The sequence below is a fragment of the Alicycliphilus denitrificans genome, from assembly GCF_044792555.1.
Lineage (GTDB): Bacteria > Pseudomonadota > Gammaproteobacteria > Burkholderiales > Burkholderiaceae_C > Alicycliphilus > Alicycliphilus denitrificans_A.
The window spans coordinates 4053748-4077296 of record NZ_CP126238.1; the positions used below are offsets into that span (position 1 = coordinate 4053748).

Sequence of the window (23549 nt, forward strand, 5' to 3'; positions counted from 1 at the left end):
TGGCTGGTCAGCCGTGCATGGTCAGGCCGCCCGAAACGCTGAGCACCTGGCCGGTGACAAAGCTGGCGTCGTCGCTGCCCATGAAGGCGATTGCCGATGCCAGGTCGTCGCCCTGGCCCAGGCGGCCCAGGGGAATGGCGCTCTTGAACGCCTCGATCAGCTTGGCCGGATCGCGCGCGCCCTCGGCCACGCCCGCCAGCAGGGCGGTGTCGGTCGGGCCGGGGCACACCACGTTCACGGTGATGCCGTGGCGCGCATGCTCGCGCGCCAGCGTCTTGGACAGCGCCACCAGCCCGCCCTTGCAGGCCGAATACACGGCCTCGCCCGACGAGCCGCCGCGCGCCGCGTCGGACGCCACGTTCACGATGCGGCCGTATTGGCGCTCTGCCATGCCTGGCAGCACGGCATGCAGCATGTGCAGCGCCCCGGTCAGGTTGATGGCAATGAGCTTGTCCCACTCCGCCGGTACCGTCTTCACGAAGGGCTTGAAGATGTCCCAGCCGGCGTTGTTCACCAGCACGTCCACGGGGCCCAGCTGCGCCTGCGTGGCCGGCACGGCCGCGTCCACCTGGGCGCGGTCGGTGATGTCGCACTGGAAGGCGGCAGCCTGGCCACCGGCGGTGCGGATCTCGGCCACCACCTTTTCAGCAGCGGCCAGGTTCATGTCGTACACCGCCACCTTCGCGCCTTCCACCGCGAAGCGGCGCGCCGTCGCGCCGCCGATGCCACCACCACCACCCGTCACGACGACGGTCTTGCCTTGAAATCTTTGCATTGCGTTCTCCAGGGGTTGCCAAGCTTGCTATCGTTGGTTTTTGCGCCGCTTCTTGCCTGCGCATTTAAGTAAATGTATTGTCATACCCGCCCCCGAGAACGCGCAAGCGCCGCATGGCGGTTTTTAAAAGAAATAATGGTTTTCCCTATGAAAAAACAGCTGGATACCCGGATGGACCTGGCCAACAGGGTCTTCTTCCGCCTCTATCAATGCGCAAATATGTTGCATAAAACCGGTACACGGGCAGTGGAATCCGAGGGCCTGACGACGCAGCAGTGGGCGGTGCTAGGCGCTTTGTCCAGGCCCCAGGTGGCCGAGGGGATGAGCATTGGCGATCTGGCCCGCTACCTGATGACGAGCCGGCAGAATCTCTCGGGGCTGATCGGCCGCATGGAACGCGACGGGCACATCGCCTGCGCACCCGACCCGCGCGACCGCAGATCACGCCTGGTCACGATGACCGACTCGGGCCGCCAGGTCTGGCTGGTGGAGGCACAGCCCAAGATCCACGGCTATTACGAGCAGGCGCTCGACGGCTTCTCGGTGAACGACATCGCCCACAGCCTGCACTACCTGCTGAAGCTGCTGGAGAACATGCAGCGCATCGACAACGCGCAGGGCGGCAACCGCGAGGGGGAGTGAGCGGTGGGGCGGCGCGCCCCGCGTCGATCGGGGCCCGCCCGGCGCAGGACGAGATGCATGGCGCCGCCGTGACCACGCCCTGTTCGGCGTCGGCTCGGTCGGCGGGATTGCTCTAGCGCAGGCGCGCCAGCAGGCCGTCGAAGGTCTCGGTGCGCAAGCCCAGCGCGTCGATCAGGTCGTTTTCCGCGCGCAAGTTGCGGCCGGTGATCAGGCTGGCGGCCTCGATCATGGTCTCCGTGCACGGCATGGGCATGCCGGCGATGCGCGCCAGCACGCTGGAAAACACCAGGCCGTAGGGCACGTCCTCGCCCAGGAAGCGCGTGCCCACGTCGGTCGGTCCCGGCGGGCCGCCGCGGCTGGCGTGCAGCTCGGCGGCGATGTCGGCCAGTTGCGCGGAGCGGGTGTTGAAGGACTTGGCGAAATGCTCCTCGATGGAGCGCACCTGCAGGCCGAAGGCGCGCGCCAGCGCGCGGCGCTCGGCATCGAGCCGCACGATCACCGACGCCACATGCGGCGTCATGTAGTGGTATTGGGGCCAGTGTTCCGCGCGCTCGATGCGCGTCCAGTTGAACACCGCCAGCGGCGCATGCGCCACGGGGTTGATGTTCGTGAGCGCGCTGGCCAGCGCGTTCGCGTCCTCGTCGAACACGTCGCCGAACAGCGCCTGGCACAGCTGCCTGGCCTGCGGCAGGGCCGACTGCGGCAGCGTGGAGATACCCAGGCGCGTGCGCCGCGTCATGACCTTGACCTCGGTGGGCGCGGCGCGGCGCGCCGTCAGCGTGGTCGTGCCCATGCTGACCACGGTGATGTCCACGCCCCGGCCCTTGGCCAGCTCGTACACATACAGCGCCGACAGCGAACTCATGGAGCTCACCAGCAGCGTCTGGCCGCTCTTCAGGTGCGGCGCCAGGGCGTCGAAGACCGCCTTGTGGCCGTTCACGGGCACGGCGATCAGCAGCATGTCGGCATGCCGGGCCAGTTCGGCGGCCGATTGCGCGAGCTGCACCTCGAAGCCGCCCTGGACCACGCCCGTGGCCTGCAGAGCGCAGCGCGCCGGGCCCGCAAGCCCCGTGCCGCGCGGCGACCACAGCGTGACGCCAAAGCCCGCCTGCCGCAGCCAGGCGGCGCTCGCCAGGCCAATGCCGCCGACCCCGGCGACGCCTACATGGACGCCTTCGCGCCTCACTCCTGGATTCCTCCCTGCTTGATCACCTCGGCCCAGCGCTGGGTGTCCGTCTTGATCATGCGCTCCAGCTCGGGCGCGCCGGCGCAGATGGACAGGGCGCCGAGCTTGTCGAACTGCTCATGGATCGCGGGCGACTGGCAGACGGCGAGCAGCTCGGCCTCCAGCCGCTTGAGCATGGCCGGCGGCGTCTTGGCGGGGGCCAGCAGGCCGGCCCACACCGGCACCTCCATGTGGCCCAGGCCCGTGGCCTCGGTCACCGTGGGAGCGCCCTGCAGGCTGGCGATGCGGCGGCCGGTGAACGTGCCCAGCACGCGCATCTTCTTGCCGGTGACCATGGCCTCGGCCGAGGCCACGCTGGTCACGATGAAGTCCACCTGCCCACCCATCACATCGGTGATTGCCGGGCCCGCGCCACGGTAGGGCACGTGCAGCAGTTTCACGCCGGCGCGCTGCGCCAGGTACTCGCCCGTCAAATGGGTGATGGTGCCGTTGCCCGTGGAGGCAAAGCTGACCTTGCCCGGATTCTTCTTGGCGGCATCGAGCAGCTCGGCCAGGGTCTTGAACGGGCTGGCGGTGCGCACCGCCACGGTCATCGGCGTATCCACCAGCATCGCCACCGGGGCGAAATCCTTGGCCGCGTCGTAGGGCAGCTTGCTCAGCAGGCTGGGGGCGATGGAAATCGCGCCGCCGCTGGCCAGGAACAGCGTGGTCCCGTCCGGCGCCGCCTTGGCCACCGAATCGGCAGCGATCACGCCGCCCGCGCCGGGCTTGTTATCGACGATGACCGGGATGCCAATGCGCTCGGCCAGCTTGCTACCGATGGCGCGGCCGACGATGTCCTGGGCCCCGCCCGGCGTGAACGGCACGACGATGTGGATCGGCTTGGTGGGCAGGTCCTGGGCCTGCGCGGTGGAGACTCCGCCGGCGGCCATGACGGACAGGGCGGCAAATACTGAGACAAGGGTTCTCTTCTTCATGGTCATCAGGGTCCGGGAAGCACGATTGAGGAGGCGGGGGCCCGCAGGCCGGAGGGTTGGAGCGTGATTGCGCTCTTACAAAAAGGCGCAATTTTGCGTCACGGCAACCCATGGCAGAAACATTTTTTCTCCCATTCGACGTCACCCACCGGAGCTGCTGGCGGCAAAGCGCACGCTGAAGCGCGCACCCGGCATGGCTGCGCCCGGGCGCACCTCTTCCAGCAGCACCTCGGCGCCATGCTGGCGCGCGATCTCGCGCACGATGGGCAGGCCCAGGCCAGAGCCGTCGGCATCGGTGCCCAGCGCGCGGTAGAACGGCTGGAAGACCAGCTCGCGCTCGGCCTCGGGCACGCCGGGGCCGGAATCCTCCACCTGCAGCAGCACCACCCGGGCGAAGGTATCGGGCAGCACGCGCGCCGTGACCATACCGGGCCGCTGCGCGCTGGAGGGCGTGTAGTTGATGGCGTTGTCCACCAGGTTGCGCACCAGCTCCTTGAGCAGCGTGGGGTTGCCGTCCATCCACACGCCGGGCGTGCCGGGGTCGGCGCCGTCGTAGCCCAGGTCGATGTGCTTGTCCATGGCGCGCGGCACGCTGCCCTCCACCACCTCGATCACCAGGCGCGCCAGGTCCAAGCGCTGGCGCTGCACCACGGCGCTGCCGCCCTCGGCGCGCGCCAGCGCCAGCAGCTGGTTCACGGTGTGCGTGGCGCGGATGGACGAGCGCCCGATCTGCTTGAGCGATTGTTTGAGCTCCTCGGTGCTCGTGCCCTCGCGCTGCGCCAGGTCGGCCTGCATGCGCAGGCCGGCCAGCGGGGTCTTCAGCTGGTGCGCGGCGTCGGCCAGGAAGCGCTTTTGCGTGGCCATGGACTCCTGCAGCCGCTGAAGCAGGTCATTCACCGAGTCCACGAGCGGCGCCACCTCCATGGGCACGGCCTTGTGATCGAGCGGCGACAGGTCGTCGCTCTTGCGCGCGCGGATGCGCTCCTCCAACTGGTGCAGCGGCTTGATGCCGCGCACCAGAGCCAGCCACACCAGCAGCACGGCCAGCGGCAGGATGACGAACTGCGGCAGCATCACGCCCTTGATGATCTCGGTGGCCAGCACGCTGCGCTTGGAGCGCGTCTCGGCGACCTGCACCAGCGCCGCCGGCGCACCGGGCAGGGGCACGCGCACCCAGATATAGGCCACGCGGATGTCTATGCCGCGCAGCTCGGCGTCGCGCAGCCGCACGTCGCCGGAAAACAGGCGCTCCTCGGGCGGCGGCGGCGGCAGCTCGCGCTCGCCCGACAGGTACTCACCATTGGGCCCGAGCACCTGGTAGTAGACGATGTCGGACTCGTCGGCGCGCAGGATCTCGCTGGCGGGCTGGGGCAGGTTGAACAGCACCCGGCCCCCCTGCACGGTGACGAGCTGGGCCAGCGCATGGGCGTTGTATTCGAGCGCCCGGTCGAAGGGCTTGTTCGCCAGGCCCTGGGCCACGAGCCAGGTGAGCGCCAGGCTCACCGGCCACAGCAGCAGCAGCGGGGTGAGCATCCAGTCCAGGATTTCGCCAAAAAGGGAGCGCTGCTCGCGCTGGAAGATTTTCACGATTTGAGTGTTTTTAGCCTAAAACGCCCGTACAACAAGCGCAACAAGCTATCAACATAAGAGCATCAGCCAGAAATCTTTTCCAGGCAGTAGCCCAGGCCGCGCACGGTGGCGATGCGGATCGGGCCTTTTTCTATCTTCTTGCGCAGGCGGTGGATGTAGACCTCGATGGCGTTGTTGCTCACCTCCTCGCCCCACTCGCACAGGCGCTCGACGAGCTGCTCCTTGCTCACCAGGCGGCCGGCGCGCTGCAAGAGCACCTCCAAGAGGCCCAGCTCGCGCGCCGACAGCTCCACCATCTTGCCGTCGATGGTGGCCACGCGCCCGGCCTGGTCGTAGACCAGCGGGCCGTGCTTGATGGTGGCGCTGGTGCCGCCCATGCCGCGGCGCGTGAGCGCGCGCACGCGCGCCTCCAGCTCCGACAGTGCGAAGGGCTTGGCCATGTAGTCGTCGGCGCCCAGGTCCAGGCCCTTGACCCGCTCCTCGATGCTGTCGGCCGCGGTGAGGATTAGCACCGGCAGCGCCGAACCGCGCCCGCGCAGGCGCTTCAAGACCTCCAGCCCGTGCATCCTGGGCAGGCCCAGGTCCAGGATCAGCAGGTCGAACTCGTGGTTGGTGAGCAGCGCGGCATCAGCCTCGCTGCCGCTGGCCACATGGTCCACGACAGCGCCCGAGCCGCGCAGCGTGCGCAGCAGGCCGTCGGCCAGTACCTGGTCGTCTTCGGCGATGAGGATGCGCATGGGTGGTGTCTCCTAGAGTCCGCGGGGCACCGGCAATGCGGCCTGGCCCCATGGCCGATTCTAGGAGCTATGGCCGCGCCCGCCTTCGACCGGCGCCGGCCCGACGAGGGGTGGCTGACACGGGTGCCGCACGGTTTCTGACCGTCGCTTGAACGATGGGGTTACTGGTACTCCCGCCGCACCCGCTTGACATTGCACAGCAGCTCATAGGCGATGGTGCCCGCCGCCGCAGCCACGGTGTTCACACTCACCTGCCGCCCCCACAGCTCGACCTGCGAGCCCGCTCCGGCCTCGGGCAGATCGGTCAAGTCCACCGTCAGCATGTCCATGGCCACGCGGCCAATGATGCGGCTGGCGCGGCCATCGACCGCCACCGGCGTGCCCGTGTGCGCCGCGCGCGGGTAGCCGTCGGCATAGCCCAGGGCCACCAGCCCCACGCGCGTGAGCCGCTCGGCGATGAAGCTGCCGCCATAGCCCAGGGCCTCGCCCGCGGCGATCCAGCGTTCGGCGAAGACCTCGCTGGTCAGCTGCATCACGGGCTGCAGCACATCGGAAGGCGTGCCGCGCGGGTCGGCGCCGTAGAGCATGATGCCGGGCCGCGCCCAGTCCTGGTGCGCACCCTTCCAGCCCAGCACGCCGGCCGAGTTGGCAATGCTGCGCGGCCCGGGCAGGCCCCGCGTGGCAGCCTCGAAGACGGCGAGCTGCCTTTGCGTTGCCGGGTTGTCGGGTTCATCGGCCGAGGCCAGGTGCGTCATCAGCGTGGTGCCGGCCACCTGCCCGCAGTCGGCCAGGCGCTGCCACAGGGCCCGGGCCTCGTGCGGCGCCACGCCGGCGCGGTGCATGCCGGTGTCGATCTTGAGCCAGGCCTGCACGCGTGCACCGCCGCGCAGGGATTCGAGCATGCAGAGCTGCTCTTCCTGGTGCACCACCAGCCACAACCCATGCCGCTGCGCCAGCTCCACATCGCCCATGCCGAAGGCACCCTCAAGCACCAGGATGGGCTGCTGGATGTCCGCCTCGCGCAGCGCCATGGCCTCCTGCACGAAGGCCACGGCAAAGGCGTCGGCCACGCCGGCCAGGGCCTGGGCGCATTCCACGGCACCGTGGCCATAGGCGTTGGCCTTGAGCGTGGCCGCCACCTTGCCGCCATGCGCGGCCTTGGCGTGGGCGTAGTTGGCGCGCAGCGCGGCCAGGTCGAGCTGCGCCAGGGCCGGGCGGCTCATGCCGCGCTGCCGGCCGCAGTCCGCCCATGCAGGGCCGGGGCGCTGCCCAGGTAGCGGTCCACGGACAGGCCTTCGGTGGAGATATCGGTCTTGCGCCCGGTGACGATGTCGGCCAGCAGTTGGCCCGAGCCGCAGGCCATGGTCCAGCCCAGCGTGCCGTGGCCCGTGTTCAGGTACAGGTTCTTATGCGGCGTGCGGCCGACGATGGGCGTGCTGTCGGGCGTCATGGGGCGCAGGCCGGTCCAGAACTCGGCGCGCGCAAGGTCACCGCCGGGGAACAGCTGGCGCGTGACCATCTCCAGCGTGGCGCGGCGCTGCGCCCGCAATGTCTTGTCGAAGCCCGACAGCTCGGCCATGCCGCCCACGCGGATGCGATTGTCAAAGCGCGTCAGCGCGATCTTGTAGGTCTCGTCGAGCACCGTGGAGACGGGCGCCAGCGCCTCGTCCTGGATCGGAATGGTGAGCGAGTAGCCCTTGACCGGGTAGACAGGGATGTCCAGCCCGCTGGAGAGCAGCAGCTGGCGCGAATAGCTGCCCATGGCCAGCACATAGCGGTCGGCCTTGACCACCTCCCGGTCCGGCGTGGCCAGCTGCACGCCATTCACCGCGCCCTGGCCGTCGAACAGCAGCCAGTCGACGCTGGTGCCAAAGCGGAACTTCACGCCCAGTTCCTGCGCCATGCGCGCCAGGGCGTTGGTGAACTTGTAGCAGTCGCCGGTCTCGTCCTGCGGCAGGCGCAGGCCGCCGGCGATGGGAGCGCCGGCCCGGGCCAGCGCCGGCTCAGCCTGGCACACGCCCTTGGCGTCGAGCAGTTCGTAGGCGATGCCGCATTCCTTGAGCACGGCGATGTCGCGCCCGGCCTGCTCCAGCTGTTTTTGCGCGCGGAACAGCTGCAGCGTGCCGGCCTGGCGCCCCTCGTACTCAATGCCGGTGTCGCGGCGCAGCTGGGCGATGCACTGGCGGCTGTAGTTGGACAGGCGCAGCATGCGCTCCTTGTTCACGGCGTAGCGCTCGGCCGAGCAGTTGCGCAGCATCTGCGCCATCCAGCGCAGCTGGAACAAAGAGCCATCGGGGCGGATGGACAGCGGCGCGTGCTTTTCGAACATCCACTTCAGCGCCTTGGTCGGGATGCCGGGCGCGCCCCAGGGCGTGGAGTAGCCGAACGAGACCTGGCCCGCATTCGCAAAGCTGGTATCGAGCGCCGGCCCCTCCTGGCGGTCGATCACGGTCACTTCGGCGCCGGCACGGGCCAGGTAGTAGGCGGTGGTGACGCCGATCACGCCAGAGCCCAGGACTACAACTTTCATGGCTTGTCTCCGATGTTCGATGAATGATCGTGACTTTATGGATTTTCATGCTAATCTTTTGCTGAAATTAAGCCTTTAAACAGCAATGTTTGCTGTTTTGATTCAAAAATTCCCTCCTTTGCAGCAATGTCTGAACTCGACTCCATAGACCGCCGCATCCTGGATCTTTTGCAGCAGGACGGCCGCCTGACCATGACCGAGCTGGGCGAGCGCGTGGGCCTGTCCACCTCGCCCTGCTCGCAGCGCGTGAAGCGCCTGGAGTCCCAGGGCGTGATCACCGGCTACCACGCGCGCGTGAACCCCGCGGCCCTGGGCAAGAACCTGCTGGTGTTCGTGGAGATCACGCTGGCGCAGAAGTCCGAGCAGATCTTCAAGAAGGTGCGCGACGAGCTGCAGAACATGCCCGAGGTGCTGGAATGCCACCTGATCTCGGGCAGCTTCGATTACCTGGTCAAGGCACGCCTGGCCGGCATGTCGGAATACCGCAGCCTGCTCGGGTCGATACTGCAGCAGATGCCCGTGCCGGCGCAGTCCAACAGCTATGTGGTGATGGAGGAGGTCAAGGAGAGCTTCGTCGTGCCAGTGGATCGGGGCCGATAACCGCAGGGCCATCAGCCGTTCGCATAGGCCTCCAACCCCAGCGCCACGACGGTGGCAACCTCATCCCCCACCTCGGCACGGAATTCCGCTTCGGCCTGCGCCACGGCAGCGCGAAAGGCCGCCAGCCAGGCCAGGCCCGCGGGCGTGAAGCACACCCGCCGCGCGCGCGCATCGTGCGCGTCGTCCTCGCGCGTGACCAGGCCCCAGGCCTCGCATTGATCCACCAGCTTGGCCATGGACTGCTTGGCCATGCCCGCGCGCTCGGCCAGGTCGGTCAGGCGGTCACCCTTCAGCGAGAGATGCCGTGTGATGTGAATATGCGCGGCGCTCACCTGCTCGCGCGCCGCCAGGTTGGACAGCGCCAGCGGCACCTGCACATCGCGCGCCATGAGCTGCAGCACGCGCGCGTCAAAACGGCGCAGGGCATGGCCCAGCAGCCGGCCCAGATGGGTCAGGCGCCAATCGTCGCCATGAAGGGGCTGGAGCGGATTCATGGACGCATATTGTCAGGCAAACTGACTAAAAATATCTTCCGGATAGAATGCGAGCACCCTAAACTACTGTTCACACATACAGACTGTTGATCGAAACAGTTTCACCCGAAAGCACTATGGCCACCAAGAGGAGCAATTCCATGGACACCACCGTCAAGACCGCCGTCGACCAGAGCGAAAAGGCCAAGGCCCTGCAGGCCGCGCTGGCCCAGATCGAGAAGCAGTTCGGCAAGGGCACCATCATGCGCCTGGGCGAAGGCGAGCAGGTGCAGGACATCCAGGTCGTCTCCACCGGCTCGCTGGGCCTGGACATCGCCCTGGGCGTGGGCGGCCTGCCGCGCGGGCGCGTGGTCGAGATCTACGGACCGGAGTCCTCGGGCAAGACCACGCTGACGCTGCAGGTGATCGCCGAGATGCAAAAGCTCGGCGGCACCTGCGCCTTCATCGACGCCGAGCACGCGCTCGACACCCAGTACGCGCAGAAGCTCGGCGTGAATCTGAACGACATCCTGATCAGCCAGCCCGATACCGGCGAGCAGGCGCTGGAGATCGTGGACAGCCTGGTGCGCTCCGGCGCGGTGGACCTGATCGTGGTGGACTCGGTCGCCGCCCTGGTGCCGAAGGCCGAGATCGAGGGCGAGATGGGCGACGCCCTGCCCGGCCTGCAGGCGCGCCTGATGAGCCAGGCGCTGCGCAAGCTCACGGCCACGATCAAGAAGACCAACTGCATGGTCATCTTCATCAACCAAATCCGCATGAAGATCGGCGTCATGTTCGGCAGCCCCGAAACCACGACGGGCGGCAACGCGCTCAAGTTCTACGCCTCGGTGCGCCTGGATATCCGCCGCACCGGCACCATCAAGAAGGGCGACGAGGCCATAGGCAACGAGACCCGCGTGAAGGTGGTGAAGAACAAGGTCTCGCCCCCGTTCAAGCAGGCCGAGTTCGACATCCTGTTCGGCGAGGGCATCTCGCGCGAGGGCGAGATCATCGACATGGGCGTGAACGCGCGCATCCTGGAGAAGAGCGGCGCCTGGTACGCCTACAACGGTGAAAAGATCGGCCAGGGCCGCGACAACGCGCGCGAGTTCCTGCGCGAAAACCCCGGCCTGGCCGTGGAGATCGAGAACAAGGTGCGCGACAGCCTGGGCATCGCCCTGCTGCCCACCAGCGGTGCGGCGCAGGCGCCCGAGGACAAGCCCGCGCGCGGCAAGAAGGCCGACAAGGCCGCCGAGGCCGAGGCCTGAACGGTGCCTTTAATTATTGGTAAAAATTACCTCTAACGCTTGCCCATTAAGCGTTAGCAGCTACTTTTTACAGAGCATTCATGGGATTTGCCAGGCTCTCGCTCAAGGCCCGCGCGCTGCGCCTGCTGGCGCAGCGCGAGCATTCGCGCAGCGAGCTGGAGGCCAAGCTCGGCCCCCATGTGCAGGAGGGCGAAGACCTGGCCGCACTGCTTGATGAGCTGCAGGCCAGGGACTTCATCAACGCCGAGCGTGTGGCCGAATCCGTGCTGCACCGCCGCGCCCCGCGCTTCGGCAGCCAGCGCGTACTGCAGGAGCTGCGCCGCAAGGGCCTGGATGAAGAGCTGGTGCGCGCCACCGCCGCGCAGCTGGCCGGCACCGAGCTGCAGCGCGCCCGTGCCGTGTGGCGCCAGCGCTTTGGCGGCGCCCCGCCCGCCAGCACGCCCCAGGAGCGCGCACGCCAGATGCGCTTTCTGGCCGCGCGCGGCTTCGCCGCCGACGTGGTGCGCCGCGTGGTTCAAGGCGCAATGCGGGGCGACGACGGCGAGTAGCCAGCGGCGACTGCGGCCGGGCATGAAACCGCGTGATGCGCCGAAGGCCTCTGTTCAGCGTCGGGAAGAGAGGAGGAGAGCCGGCGGACGGCTGCGTTTACTCGAATAAGCGCTCGGGATTGGCGTCGAGCTTGGTGAGCGCATCGCGCGTGGCGCGCAGGGTCAGGCTTTCCTCCTCCTGCGCCACCAGCAGCCCGGCCTGGAGGTAGGCCCCCAGGCGCTTGAGCTGCAGCAGGTAGCTGCTGCCATCCATGGCCGCAAACAGGTGCAGCTGCTTGCGCCGGCTGTGCCAGACATACTGCACATGCGCCGACGCGCCGTTGTGGTCCACCGTGAACCAGACCCCCAGCGGCAGCCGCTGCGCCCAGGCCAGCACATCCTCCGGCACCGGCACGCCGTTGTCAGCGATGACGTGGATGGCCGAGGCGTCTATGCCCAGCAGCAGCTCGATGTTGTCGGCACTCAGCGGCATGTCGCCCAGCATGTCCTCGCTGATGAAGTCCTCCAGGTTCGCCAGGCGCCTGGCCATGGCGTCGATATGCTCCTGCGCGATGGACGCCGTCTTGGACAGGAAGGCCTCGGCCAGGGTGTCGGTGAGCAGCTTGATCTGCGCATCCTGCGGCGCGCCCGTCACGCCGGTCAGCACCAGGCCCTGGCGCAGGCGCTGCAGCAGCGCGGGCAGCTGCTGTATGACGCGGGTGCGGTCGGCGCGATTGGGCTTGGCGCTGGCGGCCCACACCAGATCCACTGCCGCCTGCTTGTAGGCCACGGTGTCGGCATGCTGCGGGCCGTCGCGCACGGCCGACATGGCCAGCACCTCGGCCCAGGACTTGAACAGGAATTCACGGATCTCGTCGCGCACCGGCATGTCCTTGAGCAGGTTGCGCAGCTCGATGGTGTACTGGATCGCCAGCGTCTCGCGCTGCTCGACCTGCTGGGCCACGCTGACGATGCGCGAGGTGCTCTGGCGCTCGGTCAGGAACTTGGCGAGGAATTTCTCGAACTCGGCGAGCACCAGTTCGAATACGCGCTTGCCGGTCTCTGGGTATTGCTCGATGACCTGCACGATGCGGCGCACCTCGGTCTCCAGCGCCGTGCCGCCGATGGCGCTGGCGTCAAAGCCGAGCACGCAGGAGCCCATGCGGTCGATGAGCTGGCGCGCGGGATGGGCGAGATCGCTGAAGAACTCGGGCTCGGCCAGGGCCACGCGCAGCACCGGCACCTGCAGGCGCGCAAACCACACGCGCACCGCGGGCGGTATGCGGTCCTCGCTCAGGATGCTCTGGAACATCAGCGCCACCACCTCGATGATGGCCTTTTCGCTGGCCGTGCCGGCCTTCTTCTTGAATTCGGCCGCGCGCTCGCGCACCACCTGGGCGACATGCACCACGGCCTGCGGGCTGTAATCCTCCACCAAAGTGGCCATGTCGCTGTAGTACAGGTCGGCCGCCACACGCTCATCGGCCAGCGCATGCACCAGCGCCGGCGAGGCGGGCGGGGCCTGCGCCATGTCGCCGCCCGTGAGCGGCAGCGTCAGCAGGCGGCGCAGCTGCACCATGACCCCCTGGGCGCGCTGGCGCGCGTAGGCCAGCGGGTTGGCCAAGCCGGCCGCCCCGGGCCGCGCACCGGCCTTGGGTGCAGGCATGGCGCCGGGTTGCGCCACCAGGGTGGCGGGGAAGGGCGTCTCGCGCCCGAGCGTGGCCCCGCCACTGTCCGGACCCAGGGCGCCGTGCCGGCTCGCTCCCGTGCCCAGGGGGCGGCGCACCAGCGCACGCAAGCCCTCGGCCGCTGCCACGCCCTGTTGGTCATACAGCCTGGCCAGCGCCTGGTACTGCGCCAGCGCCAGCTCGCCGAGCTGGCGCTGCAGGGGATCGAGCACCAGCTGCATGTCCTCGCGCTTGAGACCCGCCTCCAGCCACGGCTCGACAAGCCTCAGGCACAGGGTCTCGGGGCGCAAAACGTCGCGGCCGGACAGCTCACGGCCCTCCAGGTACTGGGTGCGCTGGCGCGCGGCATCGAAGGGCGCGCCCACATGCTCGACCACGGTGAGCGCGATGCGCGAGGCCAGCAGCTTGTTCTCGACCACATCGTCGCCAACCAGCTCCAGCCCGCCGTCCAGCGGCATGGCCGCGGTGGCGGACTGCGGCAGGAGTGCCTCGCGCCAGGCGCGCGTGACGAGCTCGATCCAGGCCTTGCGGTGGGCCTGGTAGCTCATCCAGGCATCGCGGCGCTGCTGCATCTCGCGCTGCGTCGCGGTCTGGCCCATGAGCTCGGTCAAGAACTCGTGCACCCTGTTGTCCAGCGCCGGCAAACCGGCGCACAAGCCTTCCACGAAGCGTTGGCGCGCCAGCTGGGCCAGGCGCCGGTGATCGGTGGTGGTGGGCTTGAGATCCATAGGCCCTCGATATTAGCCGCAGCGCCTACGCCGCCGTGGTGCGCGCAGGCAGGTGTTCAGACGACGGCGCCGGAATTCGGATCGTTGGGGTCGTCCTCCTTGCGCACCGAGGCCTTGACCAGATCCTCGCGCTTGACGCCCAGCCACATGGCGATGGCCGCGGCCACGAACACCGAGGAGTAGATGCCGAACAGGATGCCGATGGTCAGCGCCAGCGCGAAATAGTGCAGGCTGGGGCCGCCGAAGAAGAACATGGACAGCACCATGGCCTCGGTCGAGGCGTGGGTGATGATGGTGCGGCTCATGGTCGAGGTGATGGCGTGGTCGATGACCTCGTGCGTGCTGAGCTTGCGGAACCTGCGGAAGGTTTCGCGGATCCGGTCGAAGATCACCACCGATTCGTTCACCGAGTAGCCCAGCACCGCCAGCACGCCGGCCAGCACCGAGAGCGAAAACTCCCACTGGAAGAACGCGAAGAAGCCCAGGATGATGACCACGTCGTGCAGGTTGGCGATGATGGCCGCGACGCCGAACTTCCACTCGAAGCGCAGCGCCAGGTAGATGACGATCCCGAGCACCACCATGCCCAGGGCCATCAGGCCGCCGTGCACCAGCTCCTCGCCGACCTGCGGGCCGACGAACTCGGTGCGCCGCAGCGTCACCCCGGGATCCTGCGCCTTGAGCGCCGCCAGTACCTGCTCGCTTTGCTGGGCCGAGGTCACGCCCTTTTGCACCGGCAGGCGGATCATCACGTCGCGCGAGGTGCCGAAGTTCTGCACCACCACGTCGGGATAGCCCAGCGCCGCCACCTGGTCGCGCACCTTGCCCGTATCGGCCGTCTGCTGGTAGGCCACCTCCATGACGGTGCCGCCGGTGAACTCCACCGACAGGTGCAGGCCGCGCGTGACCAGGAAGAACACCGCCAGGGCGAAGGTGATGAAGGAAATCGCGTTGAGCACCAACGCGTATTTCATGAACGGGATGTCTTTTTTGATGCGGAAAAATTCCATGACTTCTTATCCTTGTGCTGGAATTTTCAGAGGAGGCTCATATGCGCGCAGCGCATGTGATGCTGGAACTAAAGATTCCACGATGCCTTCCCCTTAGTCGTTGCTGGAGCGGCCGGCCACGGAACGATGCCCGTCGCCCTCCGGCTTCCAGACCTGGCCGATGGCCACGCTCTTGAGCTTTTTCTGGCGCCCGTACCAGAGGTTGACCAGGCCGCGCGAGAAGAACACGGCCGAGAACATGCTGGTCAGGATGCCGATGCAGTGCACCACGGCAAAGCCGCGCACCGGCCCCGTGCCGAAGGCCAGCAGCGCCAGGCCGGCGATCAGCGTGGTGACGTTGGAGTCCAGGATGGTGGCCCAGGCGCGCTCGTAGCCGGCGGCAATCGCCGCCTGCGGGGCCACGCCCGCGCGCAGCTCCTCGCGGATGCGTTCGTTGATGAGCACGTTGGAGTCGATGGCCACCCCCAGCGCCAGCGCCATGGCGGCGATGCCGGGCAGGGTCAGCGTGGCCTGCAGCATGGACAGCACGGCAATCAGGAGCAGCACGTTCATGCCCAGGGCCACGGTGGAGAACACGCCGAACAGCATGTAGTACACGCACATGAAGGCCGCAATGGCCGCCATGCCCCAGACCACGGAGTGGATGCCGCGGTCGATGTTGTCCGCGCCCAGGCTCGGGCCTATGGTGTATTCCTCGATGATCTCCATGGGCGCGGCGAGCGAGCCGGCGCGCAGCAGCAGGGCCGTGTCGTTGGCCTCGGCGGTGGTCATGCGGCCGGAAATCTGCACGCGGCCGCCACCGATCTCGCTACGGATCACCGGTGCCGTGACGACCTCGCCCTTGCCCTTCTCGAACAGCACGATGGCCATGCGCTTGCCGATGTTCTCGCGCGTCACGTCCTTGAAGATGCGCGAACCCTTGGCGTCCAGCGTCAGGTTCACGGTGGGCTCCTGGGTCTGGCCGTCAAAGCCCGGCTGCGCGTCAGTCAGGTTCTCGCCCGTGAGGATGACCTGCTTCTTGACGATCACGGCCTGGCCGTTCCTGTCCAGGTATTTCTCGGCGCCGAAGGGCACGGGGCCGGTGCCCAGCTCGGCGGCGCGCGCCTCGGTGCCCTCGTCCACCATGCGCACCTCCAGCGTGGCGGTGCGCCCCAGGATGTCCTTGGCCTTGGCCGTGTCCTGCACGCCGGGCAGCTGCACCACGATGCGGTCCAGGCCCTGCTGCTGGATCACGGGCTCAGCCACGCCGAGCTCGTTGATGCGGTTGTGCAGCGTGACCATGTTCTGCTTCAGGGCCTGCTCCTGCACCTTGCGCAGGGCCTCGGGCTTGATGGTGGCGCGCAGCTGGAAGCCCTCGCCATTGGGGCTGCTGACGGCCACCAGGTCCGGGAACTGGTCGGCGATCAGGTTGCGCGCCGCAGTCAGCGTGGCCTCGTCGCGCACGCGGATGTCCACGGCCTGGCCATCGCGGCTGATGCCGCCGTGGCGGATGTTCTTCTCGCGCAGCGTGGTGCGCAGGTCGCCCGCATAGGACTCGGCCTTCTTCGTCAGCGCCGCCTGCATGTCCACCTGCAGCATGAAGTGCACGCCGCCGCGCAGATCCAGTCCCAGGTACATGGGGCGGGCGTTGATGGCGGTGAGCCAGTCGGGCGAGCGCGACACGAGGTTCAGCGCGACGATGTAGGCCGGGTCGGCGGCGTCGGGTACCAGCGCCTTCTGGATCGCATCCTTGGCCTTGAGCTGGTTGTCCGGCGTGTCAAAGCGCGCGCGCACGGAGTTGCCGTCCAGAGACACGGTATCGGGGCTCACGCCCGCGGCCTTGAGCACCTCCTCGACGCGCTGCTTGAGCGCCGCATCGACCTTGATGGAGGTCTTGGCCGAGGACACCTGCACGGCAGGCGCCTCGCCGAAGAAATTGGGCAGGGTGTACAAGGCCCCTATCAGCAGCACGACCACCAGGATCGCGTACTTCCAGACCGGATAACGGTTCATGATCGCGCTCTTCAATACCTATGGGGTGGCGGGCCTGCACCCATCCACCCCAAGAAAGCAGGCCCGCAGGCCTAGGGATAGTGCCGGTTTACTTGACCGTGCCCTTGGGCAGCACCTGGGTCACGGCGCTGCGCTGCACCTGCACCTGCACGCCGCTGGCGATCTCCAGCTGGATATAGCCCTCGGACAGGCCCGTGACCTTGCCCAGCAGGCCGCCGGCCGTGGCCACCTCGTCGCCCTTGGCCAGGGCGTCGATCATGGCGCGGTGCTCCTTCTGGCGCTTCATCTGGGGCCGGATCATGATGAAGTACAGCACCACGAACATCAGCACCAGCGGCAGCATGCCGGTGAGCGAGCCCATCAGGCCCCCCTCGGCGGCGGCGGCGGGTGCGGTCTGGGCAAAGGCGGAAGAAATAAACACGGGAGAAACTCCACTCAAACAGGGGATGGATGGTCCGACACGCCCCGCGGGGCCTGCCGCGAGGGCAACGGGTGATTGTATTCGGCACGCAGCCGCCGCCATGCGGCAAGGCCCGCAGCGCGCCGGGACTTGCATTAAAAATGGCGGCAGCGCTTATCAGTAAAGCGCTGGCAGCTATGAAAAATGATGTACTTCAGGCCGTTTTACGGGGCACCTGGGCCGGGGCGCGCCAGCGGTCCATGAGGGCAAACCACTTCTTGCGCGCCGCCTGCAGGTGGCGCTGCTTCACATGGCCATAGCCGCGGATGTCCTCGGGAGTGCGCGCGATCTCCACTGCCAGCGCCAGCCGCTCGGCCGTCAGGCCCGTCAGCAGCTCGTCGATGCAGGCGCGGTATTCCTGGATCAGGGCGCGCTCCGTCCTGCGCTCCTCGGTCCTGCCGAAGGGGTCGAGCGCCGTGCCGCGCAGGCCCTTGAGCCCGGCCAGCAGGCCCAGGGCCTTGCGCATCCAGGGGCCGTAGGCCTTCTTGATCGGGTGGCCCTGGTCGTCCTTGCTGGCCGTTGCCGGCGGCGCGAGGTGGTGGACGATCCGGTAGTCGCCCTCGAACATGTCACCGATCTTTTGCGTGAAGGCCGCATCGGTGTGCAGGCGCGCCACCTCGTACTCGTCCTTGTAGGCCATGAGCTTGAACAGGTAGCGCGCCACGGCCTCGGCCAGGCGCGTGCCCTGGCCCAGCTTCTCCTCGGCCGCGCGCACCTTGTCCACGAAGGCCTGGTACTCGGCCGCGTAGGCGGCGTTCTGGTAGCCGGTGAGGAAGTCCACGCGCTTGGCGACGATCTCGACCAGGCCGGGCTTTTTCACGAACTGGATCACTTGCGCCGCCTGCTGGGCTGACGAGAAAAGCGCCTGCACCGCGGCCAGGTCGTGCGCGCAGCGCCGGCCCCATTCGAAGGCCGCCTGGTTGTTCTGCACCTGCACGCCGTTGAGTTCCATGGCGCGCATCAGCGCTGCATGGGACAGCGGCACGCGGCCCTTCTGCCAGGCGTAGCCCAGCATCAGCGGGTTGGTGTAGATGCTGTCGCCCAGCAACTGGCTGGCGGCCTGCTCGGCGTCGAACACGCCCAGCAGCTCGGGGCCCACGGCGGCGGCGATCGCGGCCTCGCAGCCCTCGGCAGGGAACTGCCAGTCGGGGTTGTGCACGAAGGCCGCGGCGGGCGTGCCGTGCGTGTTCAGCGCCACGAAGCTGCGGCCCGGCTGCATCACGGCCAGCGTCGCCGGGTTGGCGGCGACGATGGGGTCGCAGCCGATCACCAGGTCGGCCTTGGCCGTGTCCACCTTGGTGGTGTGGATGTCCTCGGGGCGGCGCGCGATCTGCACATGGCTCCAGGTGGAGCCGCCCTTTTGCGCCAGGCCCGCCGCATCCTGCGTGACCACGCCCTTACCCTCCAGGTGCGCGGCCATGCCCAGCAGCGAGCCGATGGTGATCACGCCCGTGCCGCCCACGCCGGCGACGACGATGCCCCAGGCGGCATCCAGCGCCGGCAGCGCGGGCTCGGGGACGGGCGGCAGGCTGGCGAGCTCGCCCCGCTTCTCCTTCTTGGGTTTCTTGAGCGATCCGCCCTCGATGGTGACGAAGCTCGGGCAGAAGCCCTTGACGCAGGAATAGTCCTTGTTGCAGCTGTTCTGGTTGATGCGGCGCTTCCTGCCAAAGTCGGTCTCCACCGGCTCCACCGACAGGCAGTTGGACTGCACGGAGCAGTCGCCGCAGCCCTCGCACACCAGCTCGTTGATGAGCACGGTCTTGGCCGGCGTGGCCAGCTTGCCGCGCTTTCTGCGCCGGCGCTTCTCGGTGGCACAGGTCTGGTCGTAGATCAGCGCGGTGCAGCCGGGGGTGTCGCGCAGCTCGCGCTGGATGCGGTCGAGCTCGTCGCGGTGGAACACCTGCACGCCCGGCGGCAGGTCGTTGAGCAGCTCGGGGTGGCCGGCGCGCGCGGCGTTGGCCGGGTGCGTGCGGCCGTGGTACTTCTCGGGCTCGTCGGTCACCACCACCAGCTTGGCCACGCCCTCGGCGCGCAGGCTGTGGGCGATCTGCGCCACCGAATGGCCCTCGGGCCGCTCGCCCACCTGCTGGCCGCCAGTCATGGCCACGGCGTCGTTGTAAAGAATCTTGTAGGTGATGTTGGCGCCCGCGGCTATCGCTTGGCGGATCGCCAGCAGCCCGCTGTGGAAGTAGGTGCCGTCGCCCAGGTTGGCGAACACATGCCGGTCCTTGGTGAACGGCGCCTGGCCCACCCAGGTCACGCCCTCGCCGCCCATCTGGGTGAAGGTGCTGGTGTTCCGGTCGGGCATCCAGTTGGCCATGTAGTGGCAGCCGATGCCGGCCACCGCGCGCGAGCCCTCGGGCACGCGCGTGCTGGTGTTGTGCGGGCAGCCGCTGCAGAACCAGGGCATGCGCTCGCCGGTGTCGGCAAGCTTGGTGGCCAGGCCGCGTTCGCGCGCGGCGATCACGGCCAGGCGCTGGTCCATGCGCGCAGCGATGTCCTGGGGCACGCCCAGTTTTTTCAGCCGCCGGGCGATGGCCTTGGCGATGATGGCCGGCGTCAGGTCGGCCTGGGGGCGCAGCAGCCAGTTCTGGCTCGGGTTGGGCATGCCCCATTCGCCGCCGCTATGGTCGCCCTCGACCTCGTCGAACTTGCCCAGCACGTCCGGGCGCACGTCGGCGCGCCAGTTATAGAGCTGCTCCTTGATCTGGTATTCGATGACCTGGCGCTTTTCCTCCACCACCAGGATCTCCTGCAGCCCTTGCGCGAAGTCGCGCGTGATGCCGGCCTCCAGCGGCCAGACCACGTTGACCTTGTGCACGCGTATGCCCAGCTGGCGGCAGGTGGCGTCATCCAGGCCCAGGTCCACCAGGGCCTGGCGCATGTCGTTGTAGGCCTTGCCGCTGGCAATCAGCCCGAAGCGGTCGCTCGGACCCTGGACCACGTTGTAGTTGAGCCGGTTGGCACGCACATAGGCCAGGGCCGCATACCACTTGTAGTTCATCAGCCGCGCCTCCTGCTCCAGGGGCGCGTCGGGCCAGCGGATGTGCAGGCCGCCCGGGGGCATGGCGAAGTCCTCGGGCAGCACGATGCGCACGCGCTGCGGGTCCACCGAGATGCTGGCCGACGACTCCACCACCTCCTGCACCGTCTTCAGCCCCGACCACAGGCCCGAGAAACGGCTCATGGCAAAGGCGTGCAGGCCCATGTCCAGGATCTCCTGCACGCTCGATGGAAAGAACACCGGCAGACCGCAGGCCTTGAAGATATGGTCGCTCTGGTGCGCGGCCGTGCTGCTCTTGCTGATGTGGTCGTCGCCGGCCACGGCGATCACGCCGCCATGGCGCGCCGTGCCGGCCATGTTGGCGTGCTTGAACACGTCGCAGCTGCGGTCCACGCCCGGCCCCTTGCCGTACCAGATGCCGAACACCCCGTCGTACTTCTTCTGCTCGGGGTACAGGTCCAGCTGCTGCGTGCCCCAGACGGCCGTGGCGCCCAGCTCCTCGTTCACGCCGGGCTGGAAGACGATGTGGTGCTCCGCCAGATGCTTGCGCGCGCCCCACAGCGCCTGGTCGTAGCCGCCCAGCGGCGAACCGCGGTAGCCGCTGATGAAGCCCGCGGTGTGCAGCCCCGCGGCCGCGTCGCGCTGGCGCTGCAGCATGGGCAGGCGCACCAGGGCCTGCACGCCGCTCATGAAGGCGCGCCCCTGCTCCAGGGTGTACTTATCCTCTAGGGTGACCGTCTCCAGCGCGCGGCGCACATGTTCGGGCAAGGGGGCATTCATGCTTTTGTCTCCGTGGGTGTTTTGTGTTGTTCGGCCTCATGGGCGCGGCGCATCGGCCGGTGGCGGGCGGGCACAGGCCATGGCGCGCAGTGTATGCTTTAGCTATTGATATGTGTTTGCTTTATTTGCCGTGTTTATCCGGATGCAGGAAAGAATCTTTCCTAAAACAATCAAAAAATGGAAACTCTTGATAAATACGACCTGGCCATACTGGGCGAGCTGCAGCAGGACGCGCGCCTGACCAATGCCGAGCTGGCCCAGCGCGTGGGCCTGTCGGCCGCGCCCTGCTGGCGCCGCGTGCGCGCGCTGGAGGAGGCCGGCTTCATCCGCGGCTACCGCGCCGAGATCGATCGCCACAAGATCGGCCTGGGCGTGCTGGCCTTCGTGCGCCTGGATGCCGAGCGCAGCACGGGCGACCTGACGCGCACCATGGAGCAGGCCATAGCGCAGATTCCCGAGGTCGTGTCCTGCCACTACATCAGCGGCACCGGCACCTTCGAGCTGCAGGTGGTGGCGCGCGACCTGGACAGCTTTTCGCAGTTCGCACGCACCGTGCTGCTGAACCTGCCCAACGTGAAGGACATGCACACCAGCTTCTCGCTGGGCGAGGTCAAGGCCGGCGGGGCCCTGCCGCTGGCCCACCTGGAGCCGGCCAAGGCCGCTGCACGCGCCGGCACGGCCTGAAACATCGCTATCAATTACATTGCTTCTTGCGCTTTACAGACAAGCGTTTGAGTCGTTTTTAAACCTGAATTTCCGAGCGCCACCAGTGGCTGCCGGACCAGCCATGGCGCGACCGATCCATCCCCGCGACAATGCTGAACCCATGCCGCCACCACCAGCTTCCGACAGCGGGCCCCAGGCCCCGACCGCCGCCGTCCCTCCCGATGCAGCGCCGGATACGCCCAACTACGCCTCGGACATTGCCGACGCCGCCGAGGCCGCGGCCGCCGCGGCGCTCAAGAGCAGCGCCGCGCAGCGCTCGGACACCTCGGCGCTGGCGCCCCTGTCGGTGCCGGTGTTCCGCATGCTCTGGCTCACCTGGGTGGTGGCCAACATCTGCACCTGGATGAACGATGTCGCCGCCGCCTGGCTCATGACCTCGCTGACCACCTCGCCCACGCTGGTGGCGCTGGTGCAGACGGCCTCCACCCTGCCGGTGTTCCTGCTGGGACTGCCCAGCGGGGCACTGGCCGACATCCTGGACCGGCGGCGCTACTTCATGTTCACCCAGTTCTGGGTGGCCGCCGTGGCGGTGCTGCTGTGCGTGGCCGTGCTGCTGGGTGGCCTGAACGCCTATCTGCTGCTGGGCCTGATCTTCATCAACGGCATCGGCCTGGCCATGCGCTGGCCGGTGTTTGCCGCCATCGTGCCCGAGCTGGTGGAGCGCCACCAGCTGCCCGCGGCGCTGGCGCTCAACGGCGTGGCGCTGAACGCCTCGCGCATCGTCGGCCCGCTGGTGGCGGGCGCCATCATCGCCAGCGCCGGCAGCGCCTGGGTATTCGTGCTCAATGCCGTGCTGTCGCTGCTGGCCGGCTTCACCATCATGCGCTGGCGGCGCCAGCACACCCCCAGCCCACTGGGGCGCGAACGCCTGTTCAGCGCCATGCGCGTGGGCTTGCAGTTCGTGCGCGAGTCGCCGCGCATGCGCGCCGTGCTCTGGCGCATCACCGTCTTCTTCCTGCACTCCACCGCCCTGCTGGCGCTGCTGCCCCTGCTGGCGCGCGAGCTGGACGGCGGCGGCGCCGGCACCTTCACCGTGCTGCTGGCCGCCATGGGCGCCGGGGCGGTGAGCGCGGCGCTGTTCATACCGCGCCTGCGCCAGATGATGTCGGCGGACGCGCTGGTGCTGCGCGGCACCCTGGTGCATGCGCTAGGCATGGGGCTGGTGGCGGTCGCGCCCTCGGTGTACGTGGCGGTGCCCGCCATGGTGCTGGCCGGCGCGGCCTGGGTCAGCACCGCCAACTCGCTCACCGTCCGGGCCCAGCTGGCGCTGCCCAACTGGGTACGGGCGCGTGGCATGTCGATCTTCCAGATGTCCATCATGGGCGCCATGGCCACCGGCGCCGCGCTATGGGGGCAAGTGGCGGGCATGAGCAGCGTGCATGTCAGCGTGGGGCTGGCCGCAGTGACCGGCGTGCTGGCCATGGTCCTGGTGCTGCGCCTGGTGCGTGACCGCCATGGCGACGAAGACCTGAGCCCCTCGCGCGCCTTCAAGGTGCCCCAGGCCGAAACCACGCCGGACGCCGGCCTGCGCCTGGTCACGAGCATCGAGTACCTGATCCACCCGCCACGCGCGGCGGAGTTTCGCGCCGTGATGCAGGAAAGCCGCCGCGCACGCCTGCGCCAGGGCGCCCTGAGCTGGGAGCTGCAGCACGACATCGTCGACCCGCGCCGCTACGTGGAGCGCATCGTGGACGAGTCCTGGACCGAGCACCTGCGTCGCTTCGACCGCGTCACGGCCTCCGACGTGGCGCTACGTGACCGCAAGAACGCCTTCCATGTGGGCGATGCGCCGCCCGTGGTGTCGCGCTACGTGGTCGAGGGCGATTGAGGTGCTCTTCTATCGATAGCTGCCTGCG

Annotated in this window: 19 protein-coding genes; 6 read left to right on the forward strand and 13 right to left on the reverse strand. The window is 68.1% G+C overall.

Annotated elements, in window-relative coordinates; all coding sequences use genetic code 11:
* Positions 1–7: 7 nt before the first annotated feature.
* Positions 8–775, reverse strand: coding sequence for a 2-hydroxycyclohexanecarboxyl-CoA dehydrogenase (badH, locus tag P7644_RS19280; RefSeq protein ID WP_404300856.1), 768 nt, complete (start codon positions 773–775; stop codon positions 8–10).
* A 135-nt stretch (positions 776–910) separates the two neighbouring features.
* Here badH and P7644_RS19285 point away from each other — a divergent pair, with 135 nt between their 5' ends.
* Positions 911–1417, forward strand: a complete 507-nt coding sequence (locus tag P7644_RS19285; protein ID WP_404300857.1) for a MarR family winged helix-turn-helix transcriptional regulator — start codon at positions 911–913, stop codon at positions 1415–1417.
* A gap of 112 nt (positions 1418–1529) precedes the next feature.
* On the opposite strand, the gene P7644_RS19290 is transcribed toward P7644_RS19285, so the two are convergent.
* From P7644_RS19290 to P7644_RS19315, 6 genes are all read right to left on the reverse strand, one after another.
* Entirely contained in the window at positions 1530–2603 is a 1074-nt protein-coding gene (locus P7644_RS19290) for an NAD/NADP octopine/nopaline dehydrogenase family protein (RefSeq protein WP_404300858.1), read from the reverse strand.
* A complete protein-coding gene (locus tag P7644_RS19295) occupies positions 2600–3580 on the reverse strand; it encodes a Bug family tripartite tricarboxylate transporter substrate binding protein (protein WP_404300860.1) in 981 nt (326 codons plus the stop codon). The genes P7644_RS19290 and P7644_RS19295 overlap by 4 nt, the downstream gene beginning before the upstream one ends.
* A 141-nt stretch (positions 3581–3721) precedes the next feature.
* On the reverse strand, positions 3722–5167 hold the full coding sequence (locus tag P7644_RS19300) for a sensor histidine kinase (protein ID WP_404300861.1): 1446 nt from the start codon (positions 5165–5167) through the stop codon (positions 3722–3724).
* A gap of 65 nt (positions 5168–5232) precedes the next feature.
* Positions 5233–5907 carry a response regulator gene (locus P7644_RS19305; RefSeq protein WP_404300862.1) on the reverse strand — a complete coding sequence of 225 codons (675 nt, stop codon included), beginning with the start codon at positions 5905–5907 and terminating at the stop codon, positions 5233–5235.
* 161 nt (positions 5908–6068) lie between these two features.
* On the reverse strand, positions 6069–7130 hold the full coding sequence (gene alr, locus P7644_RS19310) for an alanine racemase (RefSeq protein WP_404300863.1): 1062 nt from the start codon (positions 7128–7130) through the stop codon (positions 6069–6071).
* On the reverse strand, positions 7127–8437 hold the full coding sequence (locus P7644_RS19315) for a D-amino acid dehydrogenase (RefSeq protein WP_404300864.1): 1311 nt from the start codon (positions 8435–8437) through the stop codon (positions 7127–7129). The genes alr and P7644_RS19315 overlap by 4 nt, the downstream gene beginning before the upstream one ends.
* Positions 8438–8563: 126 nt before the next feature.
* Here P7644_RS19315 and P7644_RS19320 point away from each other — a divergent pair, with 126 nt between their 5' ends.
* Positions 8564–9037 (forward strand): winged helix-turn-helix transcriptional regulator, encoded by a 474-nt coding sequence (locus P7644_RS19320; RefSeq protein WP_404300865.1) that lies wholly within the window; start codon positions 8564–8566, stop codon positions 9035–9037.
* Between the two features lie 11 nt (positions 9038–9048).
* Here P7644_RS19320 and P7644_RS19325 read toward each other — a convergent pair whose 3' ends face one another.
* Positions 9049–9531, reverse strand: coding sequence for a MarR family winged helix-turn-helix transcriptional regulator (locus P7644_RS19325; protein WP_404300866.1), 483 nt, complete (start codon positions 9529–9531; stop codon positions 9049–9051).
* 140 nt (positions 9532–9671) lie between these two features.
* Between P7644_RS19325 and recA the strand changes: the two genes are divergently transcribed.
* The gene (gene recA / locus P7644_RS19330) at positions 9672–10778 is read left to right on the forward strand and encodes a recombinase RecA (protein ID WP_404300867.1); all 1107 of its coding nucleotides are present in this window, start codon (positions 9672–9674) and stop codon (positions 10776–10778) included.
* Between the two features lie 80 nt (positions 10779–10858).
* Positions 10859–11326: a recombination regulator RecX gene (recX, locus tag P7644_RS19335; protein WP_404300868.1), complete on the forward strand. Its 468-nt coding sequence runs from the start codon at positions 10859–10861 to the stop codon at positions 11324–11326.
* A 97-nt stretch (positions 11327–11423) separates the two neighbouring features.
* Here recX and P7644_RS19340 read toward each other — a convergent pair whose 3' ends face one another.
* The 5 genes from P7644_RS19340 to P7644_RS19360 all read right to left on the reverse strand — a co-directional run bounded on the left by P7644_RS19340 (position 11424) and on the right by P7644_RS19360 (position 20967).
* Positions 11424–13721, reverse strand: a complete 2298-nt coding sequence (locus tag P7644_RS19340; protein WP_404300869.1) for a DUF1631 family protein — start codon at positions 13719–13721, stop codon at positions 11424–11426.
* A 56-nt stretch (positions 13722–13777) separates the two neighbouring features.
* Positions 13778–14731: a protein translocase subunit SecF gene (secF, locus tag P7644_RS19345; RefSeq protein WP_404300870.1), complete on the reverse strand. Its 954-nt coding sequence runs from the start codon at positions 14729–14731 to the stop codon at positions 13778–13780.
* Positions 14732–14824: 93 nt separating this feature from the next.
* Complete coding sequence (gene secD / locus P7644_RS19350; RefSeq protein WP_404300871.1) at positions 14825–16723, reverse strand: protein translocase subunit SecD; 1899 nt, start codon at positions 16721–16723, stop codon at positions 14825–14827.
* Between the two features lie 88 nt (positions 16724–16811).
* Positions 16812–17144 carry a preprotein translocase subunit YajC gene (yajC, locus tag P7644_RS19355; RefSeq protein ID WP_404300872.1) on the reverse strand — a complete coding sequence of 111 codons (333 nt, stop codon included), beginning with the start codon at positions 17142–17144 and terminating at the stop codon, positions 16812–16814.
* A gap of 193 nt (positions 17145–17337) precedes the next feature.
* Entirely contained in the window at positions 17338–20967 is a 3630-nt protein-coding gene (locus P7644_RS19360) for an indolepyruvate ferredoxin oxidoreductase family protein (protein ID WP_404300873.1), read from the reverse strand.
* A gap of 177 nt (positions 20968–21144) precedes the next feature.
* On the opposite strand from P7644_RS19360, the gene P7644_RS19365 reads away from it, so the two are divergent.
* Together P7644_RS19365 and P7644_RS19370 are read left to right on the forward strand one after the other, a co-directional pair.
* The gene (locus P7644_RS19365; RefSeq protein ID WP_404300874.1) at positions 21145–21651 is read left to right on the forward strand and encodes an Lrp/AsnC family transcriptional regulator; all 507 of its coding nucleotides are present in this window, start codon (positions 21145–21147) and stop codon (positions 21649–21651) included.
* A gap of 142 nt (positions 21652–21793) precedes the next feature.
* Entirely contained in the window at positions 21794–23521 is a 1728-nt protein-coding gene (locus P7644_RS19370) for an MFS transporter (RefSeq protein ID WP_404300875.1), read from the forward strand.
* Positions 23522–23549: the final 28 nt, after the last annotated feature.

Coding starts and splice junctions, on each gene's coding strand:
- badH (WP_404300856.1), bottom strand. CDS start 775: ATGCAAAGATTTCAAGGCAAGACCGTCGTCGTGACGGGTGGTGGTGGT.
- P7644_RS19285 (WP_404300857.1), top strand. CDS start 911: ATGGTTTTCCCTATGAAAAAACAGCTGGATACCCGGATGGACCTGGCC.
- P7644_RS19295 (WP_404300860.1), bottom strand. CDS start 3,580: ATGAAGAAGAGAACCCTTGTCTCAGTATTTGCCGCCCTGTCCGTCATG.
- P7644_RS19305 (WP_404300862.1), bottom strand. CDS start 5,907: ATGCGCATCCTCATCGCCGAAGACGACCAGGTACTGGCCGACGGCCTG.
- alr (WP_404300863.1), bottom strand. CDS start 7,130: ATGAGCCGCCCGGCCCTGGCGCAGCTCGACCTGGCCGCGCTGCGCGCC.
- P7644_RS19315 (WP_404300864.1), bottom strand. CDS start 8,437: ATGAAAGTTGTAGTCCTGGGCTCTGGCGTGATCGGCGTCACCACCGCC.
- P7644_RS19320 (WP_404300865.1), top strand. CDS start 8,564: ATGTCTGAACTCGACTCCATAGACCGCCGCATCCTGGATCTTTTGCAG.
- P7644_RS19325 (WP_404300866.1), bottom strand. CDS start 9,531: ATGAATCCGCTCCAGCCCCTTCATGGCGACGATTGGCGCCTGACCCAT.
- recA (WP_404300867.1), top strand. CDS start 9,672: ATGGACACCACCGTCAAGACCGCCGTCGACCAGAGCGAAAAGGCCAAG.
- recX (WP_404300868.1), top strand. CDS start 10,859: ATGGGATTTGCCAGGCTCTCGCTCAAGGCCCGCGCGCTGCGCCTGCTG.
- P7644_RS19340 (WP_404300869.1), bottom strand. CDS start 13,721: ATGGATCTCAAGCCCACCACCACCGATCACCGGCGCCTGGCCCAGCTG.
- secF (WP_404300870.1), bottom strand. CDS start 14,731: ATGGAATTTTTCCGCATCAAAAAAGACATCCCGTTCATGAAATACGCG.
- secD (WP_404300871.1), bottom strand. CDS start 16,723: ATGAACCGTTATCCGGTCTGGAAGTACGCGATCCTGGTGGTCGTGCTG.
- P7644_RS19360 (WP_404300873.1), bottom strand. CDS start 20,967: ATGAATGCCCCCTTGCCCGAACATGTGCGCCGCGCGCTGGAGACGGTC.
- P7644_RS19365 (WP_404300874.1), top strand. CDS start 21,145: ATGGAAACTCTTGATAAATACGACCTGGCCATACTGGGCGAGCTGCAG.
- P7644_RS19370 (WP_404300875.1), top strand. CDS start 21,794: ATGCCGCCACCACCAGCTTCCGACAGCGGGCCCCAGGCCCCGACCGCC.